This window comes from Streptomyces sp. NPDC040432, from assembly GCF_055595445.1.
This window is the reverse complement of record NZ_JBVIVP010000007.1, coordinates 310,961-323,412: the sequence shown is the minus strand read 5'-3', so window position 1 is coordinate 323,412 and position 12,452 is coordinate 310,961. Positions and strand designations below refer to the sequence as shown.

The following is a 12,452-nucleotide window of genomic DNA, read 5'->3' as shown; positions in this document are numbered from 1 at the left end:
GGCACGTGTACCTCTCGCGCCCGCCGCTCTACAAGATCAAGTGGGGCCGCGACGACTTCGAGTACGCGTACTCGGACCGCGAGCGCGACGCCCTGGTCGAGCTCGGCAAGCAGAACGGCAAGCGGATCAAGGAAGACTCGATCCAGCGCTTCAAGGGTCTGGGCGAGATGAACGCCGAGGAGCTGCGCGTCACCACCATGGACGTCGACCACCGCGTGCTCGGCCAGGTCACCCTGGACGACGCCGCGCAGGCGGACGACCTGTTCTCGGTGCTGATGGGGGAGGACGTCGAGGCCCGACGCTCCTTCATCCAGCGCAACGCCAAGGACGTTCGGTTCCTCGACATCTGAGTCGGCTCAGCTGACCGCCTGAAAGGATTTCTGACCAGCAATGGCCGACGAAACCACCCCCACCGCAGAGAACCCCGCGGAGGAGCAGCCCGTGCTGCGGATCGAGCCCGTCGGGCTCGAAACGGAGATGCAGCGCTCCTACCTCGACTACGCGATGTCCGTCATCGTGTCCCGCGCGCTGCCCGACGTCCGGGACGGCCTCAAGCCGGTCCACCGGCGCGTGCTGTACGCGATGTACGACGGCGGCTACCGGCCCGAGAAGGGCTTCTACAAGTGCGCCCGCGTCGTCGGTGACGTCATGGGTACGTACCACCCGCACGGCGACTCCTCGATCTACGACGCGCTGGTCCGCCTGGCCCAGCCGTGGTCGCTGCGCATGCCGCTCGTGGACAGCAACGGCAACTTCGGCTCCCCGGGCAACGACCCGGCGGCCGCGATGCGCTACACCGAGTGCAAGCTGATGCCGCTGGCCATGGAGATGCTCCGGGACATCGACGAGGAGACCGTCGACTTCACGGACAACTACGACGGCCGCAACCAGGAGCCGACGGTCCTGCCGGCGCGCTTCCCGAACCTGCTGGTCAACGGCTCCGCGGGCATCGCGGTCGGCATGGCGACCAACATCCCGCCGCACAACCTGCGCGAGGTCGCGGCCGGCGCGCAGTGGGCGCTGGAGCACCCGGAGGCCTCGCACGAGGAGCTCCAGGACGCGCTGATCGAGCGGATCAAGGGCCCGGACTTCCCGTCCGGCGCCCTGGTCGTGGGCCGCAAGGGCATCGAGGAGGCGTACCGCACCGGTCGCGGCTCCATCACGATGCGCGCGGTGGTGGAGGTCGAGGAGATCCAGAACCGCCAGTGCCTGGTGGTCACGGAGCTCCCGTACCAGACCAACCCCGACAACCTCGCGCAGAAGATCGCCGACCTGGTGAAGGACGGGAAGGTCGGCGGCATCGCCGACGTCCGTGACGAGACCTCGTCCCGGACCGGCCAGCGCCTCGTGATCGTCCTGAAGCGCGACGCGGTCGCCAAGGTCGTGCTGAACAACCTGTACAAGCACACCGACCTCCAGTCGAACTTCAGCGCCAACATGCTGGCCCTGGTGGACGGGGTGCCGCGCACCCTCTCGATCGACGCCTTCATCCGCCACTGGGTGCAGCACCAGATCGAGGTCATCGTCCGGCGCACGCGCTTCCGCCTGCGCAAGGCGGAGGAGCGCGCCCACATCCTGCGCGGCCTGCTCAAGGCCCTGGACGCCATCGACGAGGTCATCGCCCTCATCCGGCGCAGCAACACCGTGGAGATCGCGCGCGAGGGCCTGATGGGCCTCCTGGAGATCGACGAGATCCAGGCCAACGCGATCCTCGAAATGCAGCTGCGGCGCCTGGCGGCCCTGGAGCGGCAGAAGATCGTCGCCGAGCACGACGAACTCCAGTCGAAGATCAACGAGTACAACGCGATCCTGGCCTCCGAGGAGCGCCAGCGGCAGATCGTCAGCGAGGAACTCGCTGTCATCGTCGAGAAGTTCGGCGACGACCGGCGTTCCAAGCTGGTGCCCTTCGACGGCGACATGTCCATGGAGGACCTGATCGCCGAAGAGGACATCGTCGTCACGATCACGCACGGCGGCTACGTCAAGCGCACCAAGACCGAGGACTACCGCTCGCAGAAGCGCGGCGGCAAGGGCGTGCGCGGCACGAAGCTGAAGCAGGACGACCTCGTCGACCACTTCTTCGTCTCCACCACGCACCACTGGCTGCTGTTCTTCACGAACAAGGGCCGCGTCTACCGGTCGAAGGCGTACGAGCTGCCGGACGCCGGCCGCGACGCCCGCGGGCAGCACGTGGCGAACCTGCTGGCCTTCCAGCCGGACGAGAAGATCGCCCAGATCCTCGCGATCCGCGACTACGAGGCGGCGCCCTACCTGATCCTGGCCACCAAGGGCGGCCTGGTGAAGAAGACGGCGCTCAAGGACTACGACTCGCCCCGATCCGGTGGTGTCATCGCGATCAACCTCCGGGAGACCGGCGCCGACGGCGCGGACAGCACCGCCGACGAACTGATCGGCGCGGAGCTGGTGTCCGCCGAGGACGACCTGCTGCTCATCAGCAAGAAGGCGCAGTCGATCCGCTTCACCGCGACCGACGACGCGCTGCGTCCGATGGGCCGTGCGACCTCGGGCGTGAAGGGCATGAGCTTCCGCGAGGGCGACGAGCTGCTGTCGATGAGCGTGGTCAGGCCGGGTACTTTCGTCTTCACCGCGACCGACGGCGGCTACGCCAAGCGGACGCCGGTCGACGAGTACCGCGTCCAGGGACGTGGTGGTCTGGGCATCAAGGCGGCGAAGATCGTCGAGGACCGCGGGTCGCTCGTCGGCGCGCTGGTGGTCGACGAAACGGACGAGATTCTCGCCATCACGCTCAGCGGTGGTGTGATTCGCACGCGAGTCAACGAAGTCAGGGAGACCGGCCGTGACACCATGGGCGTCCAGCTGATCAACCTGGGCAAGCGCGATGCCGTGGTCGGCATCGCTCGTAACGCCGAGGCCGGTCAGGAAACTGACGAGGCCGACGAGATCGAGTCGGACATCGACTCGGACATCGAGATCGAGGCCGGGGCAGCCGACGGACAGGCCGCCGAGGCCGCCGAGGGCACGGAGCCCCCGGCTGGGGAGCACGAGGAGTAAGCGTGAGTGGAGCCACGGGCGCCGGACCGGCCAAGACAGGATCGAACGGTGCCCGTGGCCCCGCCGCGGACTCCCAGGGGGGAACCGTGACGGACACCCGAGAACCGAAGTCGAAGGCGCAAGCCAAGGCGCAGCCGAAGGTACCGGCGGACAAGGGCCAGGACCGGGACGGGCAGCCGTACCAGCCCCCGCAGGCCTACGCGGCGCCGGCCGGCCCGGGTGCGCAGCGAGGGGCCCGCCCGGGGGTTCGTACAGCACCGCGGACGCGCAAGGCGCGGCTGCGGGTCGCCAAGGCGGACCCGTGGTCGGTGATGAAGGTCAGCTTCCTGCTGTCGATCGCGCTGGGCGTGTGCACCGTCGTCGCGGCGGCGGTGCTGTGGATGGTCATGGACGCCATGGGCATCTTCTCGACGGTCGGCGGCACGATCAGCGAGGCGACCGGTTCGAACGAGAGCAACGGGTTCGACCTCCAGTCGTTCCTCTCGCTCCCGCGCGTTCTGATCTTCACCTCGGTGATCTCCGTGATCGACGTGGTGTTGATGACGGCACTGGCGACGCTGGGTTCGTTCATCTACAACCTGTCGGCGGGCTTCGTGGGCGGCGTGGAACTCACGCTGGCCGAGGACGAATGACCCGCTGATCGACCCACCGACTGACCTGCGGGGAAACCCGCGGGGAGGCCCCTGGGAACGGATTTTGGCTCGACCCGCTCTGTGCGCTAACCTTCAGGAGTCAGCGCGCAGCGCGGATGGGGCTATAGCTCAGTTGGTTAGAGCGCATCCCTGATAAGGATGAGGCCACAGGTTCAAATCCTGTTAGCCCCACAGTGAAGAAGGACCCCCAGGCAATGGCCTGGGGGTCCTTCTTCGTTGGGCCGGTCGAGGGGTTCGGTGTCGGCCCACGGGCACCGATCGCATAACGGTCGGTGTGTATTGTTGGCCGACAGAAGTCCCCAACGTCAACGAAAGACGAGGTCGCGCGGTGAAGAAGCTGCTCCTGGTCGCACTGGCCGCCATCGGCGGGCTCCTCGTGTACCGCCAGATCCAGGCGGATCGCGCCGAGCAGGACCTGTGGACGGAGGCAACTGACTCCGTGCCTTCTGGTTCCGGTGTGTGAGACCCACGGTTGATCTCATGAAGCCCCGGCTGCCGCTGCTGCCGGGGCTTCGTGCTGTCCTGTGAATGATTGTTCCGGTATGCAAAGTTTTGGCTTGCGTTAGTGAACTCGGGGTGGGTCCGATGGTGCGCGTGGGGAAGACGGTGCTGGCAGGGGCCACGGCCCTCGGGGTACTGGCCTGGCTGCCGGGGGTCGCGTACGCGGCCGGCCCCGGATCCCAGCCGCTGCCCGAGTACCGGGTCGCGGACGGCGCCACCCCGATCGCGGGCGCGCCCTCCACGGCGGACGCCCCGCTGTTGGACGTCGGCCCCGTCTACGAGGACACCCTCGCCCCCGGCGAACGCCTCTACCGGCTCGGCCTCGACAGCACCTCCACCGTGTACGTCTCCGCGGTGCTGCGCCCGCCCGCCGGCGCCAAGGTGGGCTACGGCGACGACCTGGAGGTCGAGGTCATGACCGCCGGCGGCAGGGCCTGCCCCTCCAACCCCGGCCGGATCTCCTTCGCCTACGACGCGGTCCCCGTCGCGGCGGTCGGCACCCGGCGGTTGGAGGAGGACGCCGAGTGCCAGGCCGGGGGGACCTACTACGCCAAGCTCACCCGGACGGCGGCGAAGGACTCGGACAAGGACGCCTGGCCGGTGGAGATCCGGGTCCAGCGCGAACCGGCGCCCGCCGCCGGGACGGCGCCGAGCACGGCCGCCAGTGCCTGGCCCTCGGCGTCGCCCTCACTGCCCGGCACGGACGCGGTCGCGCGCAGCGGCGGCAGCGGTTTCAACGACGCCCGCGCGCTGGACTCCGGGGTGTGGCGCGACGACCTCAGGCCCGGGCAGACGCGTTTCTACCGGGTGCCGCTGGACTGGGGCCAACAGCTCGGGGTCGGCGCCGAGATCGCGGCGGCCAGGATGACGAAGCAGTACGGCTCGGCCTCCAACGGCCTCACCGTGTCGCTCTACACGCCCTACCGCGGCCTCGTGGACTCCAAGGACACCTCGTACGACGGCAAGCAGGCGGCCGTCACCCTGCCGAGGACCGCTCCCGTGGCGTACGAGAACCGGTTCGCGGACGGCGCCGAGCAGCGACCCGTGCGGCTGGCCGGGTGGTACTACCTCGCCGTCACCATGGGCGCGAAGGTGGGGGAGTTCACCGAGGACGCGACCCCGGTGCCCCTGACGCTGCGGCTGGAGGTGACGGGCACCCCGCGACCGGGGCCCGCGTACGGGGAGAGCCTCACCGCGGCCGGATTCGGGGTCGGTGGCGCCGACCGGGCGGCCGCGAAGGACGGGCTCACCGCGCCTGAGGCCGCCGCGGCCGAGGGCGACCGCTCCGTGATGCGGATCGTGGCCGGCGCGGGCTTCGGGACCGGGACGGTGCTGCTGCTCGGGCTCGGGGCCTGGATCCTGCTGGCGCGGCGGGGCGGCGGCGGGACGACGGTGTAGGGCGGTGCCGGTGTCGGCCGGGGCGCCAGGCCGCCCGGGCTCCGGTGCTTCTCGGGTGCGGGCCGACCCGGCTCAGACCTGGGTCAGGGCCCAGATCCCCAGGGCGAAGCAGAGCAGCGCCGCCGTGAGGATGCCGGCGGTGACCTTCGTCGGCGGTGGGGGGAGGCGGCCGCCGCGGGCGGGTGCGGGGAGCGGGTGCGGGGTGGTGACCGGGCCGGTCGCGGTGCCCGCGTGGACCGGGGGCGGCAGGTGGAAGCTGCCCGTCTCCGACGGACCATGGCCCGGCGGAGGTCCGAACCCGGCCGGGACGGTGGCCGGGGGCGTGCGGCGCGGGTCGTCGGCCCGGGTGGGGCCGCCCGCGGCGCCGCCCGACGTGGGGCCCGTGACGGGGTTCGGCGCGGCCGTGGGGAGGGTTCCGGACCCGGAGGGTGCGGAGGCCGCCGCGAGGGGCTCCGGGGCCGCCTGGAGGCCCGTGGGGGCTCCGGTCGGCGAGGTGCCGGTGTGGCCGGTGTGGCCGGTGTGGCCGGCGGTCGGGCGGCCGATCGGACTCGCGGGCGCGGCGGAGGTCGGCGGGTCCTGGGCGCCTCGGGTGTCGTGGGTGCCGTGAGTGCCTTGGGGACCTTGAGGACCTTGGGGACCGAACCCGGCCGGGAGCGGACCGAGTTGGTCGAACACCTCCACCGGATCCGACGCGGGGGAGGGGTCCGGCAACAGCTCGACGGCCTCGGCGAGGGCCTTGCGGGCCCCCGTGGCCGTACGGAACCGCGCCTGGGGGTCGGGTTGCAGGAGGTTCGCGACGACGTCCCACAGCGGCGCGGGGACGCCCTCGGGGGCGTCCGGGGTGCCGTGGGCCAGGAAGTGCTCCACCAGGGCCTGGGAATCGGGTTTGGTGCCCTGCAGCAGGTAGAGGGCGACCAGGCCGACCGCGTAGAGGTCGGCGGGGAAGTCTGGCTCGGCGCCCATCAGTTGTTCCGGGGCGAAGTAACCGGGCGTGCCGACGACGTAGTTGGTCTCGGTCAGCCGGGGCTCGCCCTTGCGCATCGAGATGCCGAAGTCGGACAGCCGCAGGTGCGGCCGCCCGGTTCCGGTGGCCTCCATCAGGATGTTGGCCGGTTTGATGTCGCGGTGGACGACGCCCTCGGCGTGCACGGCCGCCAGCCCCGAGAGGAGCTGGTCGAGCAGCGCGCACACGAATCGGGGCGGCAACGGGCCGTAGTCCCCGATCACATGGGCGAGGGAGCCGCCGCCGACGAGGTCCATGGTGAACAGGACCTTGTCGTCGTCCGCTGCCCAGCTGGCGGGGGCCAGGACGTGCGGGTGGTCGATGCGCAGGGCCTGCTCGCGCACGAACCGCAGCAGGGTGTGGGCGTCACTCTGCAGGAGGACCTTCGCGGCGACGTAGCGGCGCCGCCGGTGGTCCCATGCCCGCCAAACGGCGCCCGCGCCACCGCGCCCGATCGGGTCGACCAGTTCGTACCGGCCGGCGAAGACCTCACCCATGGCTGTGCCCGTCCCCCGTCATCCCCTGCGTTCAGTTCTGGTGGGCCTCGTAGTGGGCAACCGCCTCCGCGGTGCGGCCCGCGCCGTACACCCTGAGGAACTCTGCCAGTTCCGGATGGCTGGGGGCGAGGGTGTCCGCCGCGTCGATGATGTCGCCGGCCGCGGAGACCGAGCGCAACAGCGACTGGATCTCACGGACGACGCGCTTGACCGTGGGAGCCCCCGAACTCGTCGTGGTCTGGCCGCTGTTGCTGAGGACCGAGCCCCCCTGGGTGTTCTTGATCTCGTCCATCCGGTCCGTGGCCTCCCCCGCGCTGACGCTTCCGTCCGCGACCTGGCCGGCGAGGTCCTGAAGGGCCTGGACCCGCTGGACGACGGCCGGGTTGCCGATCTTGGCGCGCTGGCCGCTCATCAGCTGGGACAGCATCGGCGCCGACAGGCCGAGGACGGCAGCGAGGCGGGCCTGGTTGAGACCGAGGTCATCTATGAGCCGTCGGAACAGCGCGCCGAGCGGCTCCCCGTACCAACTGCGCTGGAGCTCCCGGGCTCTGGCCGTGGCCTCTTGCTGTACTGCGTCCACTCTTCCTACTCCCCTTCGCTGGTGCGAACCTCGCGAGCATCTTACGGAGCGTGGTCGCGGGGCGGGAGTCCCTATCATTTTGCGGGATGAGGGGGTACACCGGGTACTCTGTCCTGCGGAACGACCACTCCCTTCCGGGGGAGCGGCGCGTTGCGTCGTAGGGGGCCTTAGCTCAGTTGGTAGAGCGCTGCCTTTGCAAGGCAGATGTCAGGAGTTCGAATCTCCTAGGCTCCACAATAAAACCCCGTCTGACCTGCGGAAACGCGGATCAGGCGGGGTTTTTTCGTGCCGTGCGGGTGGGCGGAGGACCCAAGGGGCGGATCTTCTTTCCCCCGGTGGGGTTGTGGGGGTCTCAGGCGCGCCGGCCCGTGCGCAGGAGCGTCGCGGCGAGGGCAGTGGCGACGACCAGCAGGGCGGCGCCGACGGCGAAACCGAGGTGGTGGCCACCGGTCAGGGCTTCGGCGGAGCCGTGTCCGGCGGCCGTCAGGGCCTCGGTGCGGGAGGCGGCCAGGGTGGAGAGGACCGCGACGCCGAGGGCCATGCCGACCTGCTGGGTGGTGTTGAAGAGGCCCGACGCGAGCCCGGCGTCCTCCGGGCCGGCGCCGGACATCCCGAGCGTGGTGAGCGCGGGCAGGGCGAGGCCGAAGCCGGAGGCCAGCAGCATCACGGGCAGCAGGTCGGTGACGTAGTCGGCGTCGACGGGCAGCCGGGTCAGCAGGCCGAGTCCGATGACGAGCAGGCCGAGCCCCGCGAGCAGTACGGCCCGCTCGCCGAACCGGGCGTTCAGCCGTGCCGAGACGCCGAGCGACACGGCGCCGATCGCGAGGGCGGCGGGCAGCATCGCGAGGCCGGTCCCGGCGGCGCCGTAGCCCTGGACCCGCTGGAGGTGGAGGGCGAGCAGGACCTGGAAGGAGAACAGGGCGGCGACCATCAGCATCTGCACGAGGTTCGCGCCGGTCACGGTGCGGGAGCGGAAGATCCGCAGCGGTACCAGCGGGTTCGCGGTCCTGCCCTGGCGGACGACGAAGCCTGCCAGCAGGGCGACGGCGACGGCCCCGAGCCCGAGGGTGCGCGCGGAGGTCCAGCCGTACGCCTCGACCCCGACGACGGCGTAGATCCCGGTCATCAGGCCCGAGGTGACCAGGACGGCACCCAGTACGTCGGCCCCGGCGCGGAGCCCCGGGCCCCGTCCGGCGGGCAGCGCGGGCAGGGCCAGGGCGAGCGCGGCGGCCCCGACGGGCAGGTTGATGAAGAAGATCCAGTGCCAGTCGAGGGCGTCGGTGAGCACCCCGCCGAGCACCTGCCCCAGGGAGGCCCCGGCCGCTCCGGTGAAGGAGAAGACGGCTATGGCGCGGGAGCGTTCGCGGGGCTCCGTGAAGAGGGTGACCAGGATGCCGAGGCTCACGGCGGAGGCCATCGCGCTGCCGACGCCCTGGAGGAAGCGGGCGGCGATCAGCGTCGCGGGCGAGCCGGCGAAACCGGCGAGCAGGGACGCGGCGGTGAAGACGGTGGTGCCGGCGAGGAACATCCGCTTGCGGCCGATCAGGTCGCCGAGCCGGCCGGCCAGCAGCAGGAAGCTGCCGAAGGCGATCAGGTAGGCGTTCACGACCCAGCTGAGGCCGGCGGGGGTGAAGCCGAGGTCGCTCTGGATGGCGGGCATCGCCACGGTGACGATGCTGCCGTCGAGGACGGTCATCAGCATGCCGGTGGAGAGGACGGCGAGGGCGGTCCAGCGGGAGCGGAGGCGGCCGGCGGGGCCGGGGCGGGTGGCGGGTGTTGTAGGTGTGGCGGTGGTGGCAGGCAACGGTCTCTCCAGTCGGAGGAGGAGGGGGAGAAGGAGCGGGGCGCTGGGCGCGGGACTCGGCGAATGGTGAGACCGTAGCAGATGGTTTTGTTGCAGACTATATTTTTCGGATCGAGTTGTAGTCTGGGTCCATGACTGCGATGGCGCCCGCCCGGACCGAGCCCGACCTCTCCTTCCTCCTGGACCACACCAGCCACGTCCTGCGCACCCGCATGGCCGCTGCCCTCGACGCGATCGGCCTCACCGCGCGGATGCACTGCGTCCTGGTGCACGCCCTGGAGGAGGAGCGCACGCAGATCCAGCTCGCGGAGATCGGGGACATGGACAAGACGACGATGGTCGTCACCGTCGACGCCCTGGAGAAGGCCGGGCTCGCCGAGCGCAGGCCCTCCGCGACCGACCGTCGGGCCCGTGTCATCGCGGTCACCGAGCGGGGCGCGGCCGTCGCGGCGCAGAGCACCCGGATCGTCGACCAGGTGCACGCCGAGGCCCTCGGATCCCTCTCCGCGACCGACCGCGAAGCCCTCCTGCGCGGGCTGAAGCTGCTCGTCGGGGGCGCCCTCGACACCCCGTCCGAGAGCCCTCGACCGGCCCGCCGAGCCCGTCAGTGACGGGCCTCGGGTCGTCCCCCGTACGGCCCAGTCACGCGGCCACCGGGCCCGGTGTGTCCGAGAGTGGGTGGCAGGCACCGAGCCAGGGGGCCACACACGCCGGAGGCGCACGCACATGGGACTCTTCGATTTCCTGAAGTCCGAGAAGAAGAAGGAACACGAGGCGGAGAAGACGCGGGAACAGGTGGAACAGCGGTCCGCAGCGACCTCCCCGCCCGCGGCGCCGAACGCGCCGGCCGACATCGGATCCAAGTACACCGACGCGGCGGCGGCCACCAAGGCCGCCGCCGACCGGGTGGCCGCGGCCGCGCCGCCCAAGCCGGCCGTCACACCCAAGCCGGCCGTCACACCCATGCCGACCGCCGCCCCCGCGGCGCCGAGCCCGACGTCCGCCGCGCACAAGGCCGTGCCCGTCGCGCCCAAGCCCGCGGCCATGCCCAAGCCCGCCGCGGTGCCGCCCAGGGCCGCCGCCCCCGCGGCGCCGAGCCCGACGTCCGCCGCGCACAAGGCCGTTCCGGTGTCGCCCAAGCCCGCGGCCGAGCCCGTCGCGAAGAAGCGCACCTACACGGTCCGCCCCGGGGACTCGCTGTCCGTCATCGCGCGCCGCGAGCTCGGCAACGAGGGCCGCTGGCGCGAGCTCTACGCCATGAACCGGGGCGTCGTCGGCCCCAACCCGGACCTCATCCACCCGGGCATGGTGCTCACCCTGCCGGGCTGACGCAGGCCGGTACGGGAAACGGCGGTACACGGGAAGGGGCCCGGATCCACCAGGATCCGGGCCCCTTCCCGTGTACCGCCGTTCCTCGGAGCCGCTCCCGTCGGGGAGTCGTCGCCCGCGGTGCCGTCCGTCAGAGCTGCTTGTCGGGGGAGCCCTCCGGGCCCGCCCCCGCCTCGCGCTCCTTCTCCGCCAGTTCCTCGTCGAACGCGGTCGGTCCGGCGTCCCGGTCCGACAGCTCGGTGGCCGCCGGGGGCTCCACGAGCCAGTCCGGGTTGGACTGCCGGTCCCACCACTTCCACGCCGCGAAGGCGCCCAGGGCCACGACGCCCACCAGGGCGACGCCGCGTGCGGCCCGGCCGCACTTCGCGCGCCGCTCGTGGCGGCGCACCAGCTTGTGCACCTCCTTCGCCGACACCTGTCCGCGCAGCGCCGCGTAGGCGGCGGTCGACCGGGAGGCGGCCTCCTCCGCGACGGGGCCGGCGGCCGCGATGGCGCTCTCGATCCTCGGCTGGGTGTAGTCGGCGGCCTGTCGGGCCGCGTGGCGCGTGGAGACCACCGCCTGTGTCGCCGCCCGGTCCACGCCGGGCGGTACGTGGGTCCGCGCCTGCTTCAGGCGTGGATGCACATGGCTGTCGTACGTCGTACGGGCCTGCCGCGCGGCCTCGTTGGCCGCGTGCGACACCATCGGCGCCAGTCGCTCATTCGCCTCGTGCGCGTAGTGCACAGCCGCGTCCTTGGCGGTTTCTGCGTACGGCGCCACCACTTCCGCTGCGTGCCGGACGGTATCCCTGGCGCTTTCGGCGGCCAGGCGCACGCTGTCCTTGCGGGTCACGGGATTCTCCTCCTCGGTGGCGGACACAGTTCACCTTTCCACCCTTTGTCGGATCATGCCTGCCCTGACACCACCGGGCATGCGTGACAGGGCATACGGGTGGAGGATTTCTGTGCGGCGCTGCCCTCCGTGGGAGGATCGGGACCGACAGTGATGACTATGGAAGGCAGGCTCGTGGCCGAGAAGCTCTACGCCACCCTGAAGACCAACCACGGCGACATCGAGATCGAGCTGCTGCCGAACTTCGCCCCGAAGACCGTCCGCAACTTCGTGGAGCTCGCCACGGGCGCCCGCGAGTGGACCCGGCCCACGGACGGCCAGAAGACCACGGCACCGCTCTACGACGGCACCGTCTTCCACCGCGTCATCAGCGGCTTCATGATCCAGGGCGGCGACCCGCTCGGCAACGGCACCGGCGGCCCCGGCTACCAGTTCGCCGACGAGTTCCACCCGGACCTGGCCTTCACCAAGCCCTACCTGCTCGCCATGGCCAACGCCGGGCCGGGCACCAACGGCTCGCAGTTCTTCATCACGGTCGCGCCGACCGCCTGGCTGACCCGCAAGCACACCATCTTCGGCGAGGTCACCGGCGCGGCGGGCCGCAAGGTCGTGGACGAGATCGCCTCCGGGGCGACCAACCCGCGCACCGAGCGCCCGCTCGACGACGTGATCATCCAGTCCGTCGTCATCGAGGAGCGCGGCGTCGCCCTCGACAAGGGCTGACCACCTCCCGGACCCGGCCTCCCGGGAACCTTTCCGCCCCGCCCGTCCGTCCTGGTTGTGTACCGGACCGGCGGGGCGCCGCTGTCCCGCCGCCGACCG

General features: G+C 71.3%; 11 protein-coding genes, 2 tRNA genes and 1 pseudogene. 10 read left to right on the top strand and 4 right to left on the bottom strand.

The annotated features are described in order from the left end of the window. From ACZ58N_RS18810 to ACZ58N_RS18785, 6 genes and pseudogenes are all read left to right on the top strand, one after another. Positions 1-350: pseudogene (locus ACZ58N_RS18810) on the top strand (DNA topoisomerase IV subunit B); the annotation flags it as partial. A gap of 40 nt (positions 351-390) precedes the next feature. Further along, the gene (gene gyrA, locus ACZ58N_RS18805; protein WP_471160810.1) at positions 391-3,033 is read left to right on the top strand and encodes a DNA gyrase subunit A; all 2,643 of its coding nucleotides are present in this window, start codon (positions 391-393) and stop codon (positions 3,031-3,033) included. Between the two features lie 2 nt (positions 3,034-3,035). Next, positions 3,036-3,665 carry a DUF3566 domain-containing protein gene (locus tag ACZ58N_RS18800; RefSeq protein ID WP_471160808.1) on the top strand — a complete coding sequence of 210 codons (630 nt, stop codon included), beginning with the start codon at positions 3,036-3,038 and terminating at the stop codon, positions 3,663-3,665. 118 nt (positions 3,666-3,783) lie between these two features. Then, positions 3,784-3,857 (top strand) — tRNA-Ile (locus ACZ58N_RS18795). A gap of 157 nt (positions 3,858-4,014) precedes the next feature. Next, complete coding sequence (locus tag ACZ58N_RS18790; RefSeq protein WP_208809277.1) at positions 4,015-4,149, top strand: DLW-39 family protein; 135 nt, start codon at positions 4,015-4,017, stop codon at positions 4,147-4,149. A gap of 122 nt (positions 4,150-4,271) precedes the next feature. Beyond that, positions 4,272-5,585, top strand: a complete 1,314-nt coding sequence (locus ACZ58N_RS18785; protein ID WP_471160805.1) for a hypothetical protein — start codon at positions 4,272-4,274, stop codon at positions 5,583-5,585. A 72-nt stretch (positions 5,586-5,657) separates the two neighbouring features. Here the strand turns inward: ACZ58N_RS18785 and ACZ58N_RS18780 are convergent, their stop codons facing one another. Both ACZ58N_RS18780 and ACZ58N_RS18775 read right to left on the bottom strand, forming a co-directional pair. After that, positions 5,658-7,085, bottom strand: a complete 1,428-nt coding sequence (locus ACZ58N_RS18780; RefSeq protein WP_471160802.1) for a serine/threonine-protein kinase — start codon at positions 7,083-7,085, stop codon at positions 5,658-5,660. A 31-nt stretch (positions 7,086-7,116) separates the two neighbouring features. Then, on the bottom strand, positions 7,117-7,665 hold the full coding sequence (locus tag ACZ58N_RS18775; RefSeq protein ID WP_281209458.1) for a helix-turn-helix domain-containing protein: 549 nt from the start codon (positions 7,663-7,665) through the stop codon (positions 7,117-7,119). A gap of 161 nt (positions 7,666-7,826) precedes the next feature. Here ACZ58N_RS18775 and ACZ58N_RS18770 point away from each other — a divergent pair. Further along, positions 7,827-7,899, top strand: a tRNA-Ala gene (locus ACZ58N_RS18770). Between the two features lie 118 nt (positions 7,900-8,017). Here ACZ58N_RS18770 and ACZ58N_RS18765 read toward each other — a convergent pair. Further along, on the bottom strand, positions 8,018-9,469 hold the full coding sequence (locus ACZ58N_RS18765; protein WP_471160798.1) for a DHA2 family efflux MFS transporter permease subunit: 1,452 nt from the start codon (positions 9,467-9,469) through the stop codon (positions 8,018-8,020). Positions 9,470-9,600: 131 nt separating this feature from the next. Here ACZ58N_RS18765 and ACZ58N_RS18760 point away from each other — a divergent pair, with 131 nt between their 5' ends. Both ACZ58N_RS18760 and ACZ58N_RS18755 read left to right on the top strand, forming a co-directional pair. Further along, positions 9,601-10,080 carry a MarR family winged helix-turn-helix transcriptional regulator gene (locus tag ACZ58N_RS18760; RefSeq protein ID WP_471160795.1) on the top strand — a complete coding sequence of 160 codons (480 nt, stop codon included), beginning with the start codon at positions 9,601-9,603 and terminating at the stop codon, positions 10,078-10,080. Positions 10,081-10,195: 115 nt separating this feature from the next. Then, the gene (locus ACZ58N_RS18755) at positions 10,196-10,798 is read left to right on the top strand and encodes a LysM peptidoglycan-binding domain-containing protein (RefSeq protein WP_471160792.1); all 603 of its coding nucleotides are present in this window, start codon (positions 10,196-10,198) and stop codon (positions 10,796-10,798) included. Positions 10,799-10,928: 130 nt separating this feature from the next. Here the strand turns inward: ACZ58N_RS18755 and ACZ58N_RS18750 are convergent, their stop codons facing one another. Beyond that, entirely contained in the window at positions 10,929-11,630 is a 702-nt protein-coding gene (locus tag ACZ58N_RS18750; RefSeq protein ID WP_471160790.1) for a DUF5324 family protein, read from the bottom strand. 174 nt (positions 11,631-11,804) lie between these two features. On the opposite strand from ACZ58N_RS18750, the gene ACZ58N_RS18745 reads away from it, so the two are divergent. Beyond that, positions 11,805-12,353 (top strand): peptidylprolyl isomerase, encoded by a 549-nt coding sequence (locus ACZ58N_RS18745; RefSeq protein ID WP_471160836.1) that lies wholly within the window; start codon positions 11,805-11,807, stop codon positions 12,351-12,353. The last annotated feature ends 99 nt before the right edge of the window (positions 12,354-12,452 follow it).

Coding starts and splice junctions, on each gene's coding strand:
- gyrA (WP_471160810.1), top strand. CDS start 391: ATGGCCGACGAAACCACCCCCACCGCAGAGAACCCCGCGGAGGAGCAG.
- ACZ58N_RS18785 (WP_471160805.1), top strand. CDS start 4,272: ATGGTGCGCGTGGGGAAGACGGTGCTGGCAGGGGCCACGGCCCTCGGG.
- ACZ58N_RS18780 (WP_471160802.1), bottom strand. CDS start 7,085: ATGGGTGAGGTCTTCGCCGGCCGGTACGAACTGGTCGACCCGATCGGG.
- ACZ58N_RS18760 (WP_471160795.1), top strand. CDS start 9,601: ATGACTGCGATGGCGCCCGCCCGGACCGAGCCCGACCTCTCCTTCCTC.
- ACZ58N_RS18755 (WP_471160792.1), top strand. CDS start 10,196: ATGGGACTCTTCGATTTCCTGAAGTCCGAGAAGAAGAAGGAACACGAG.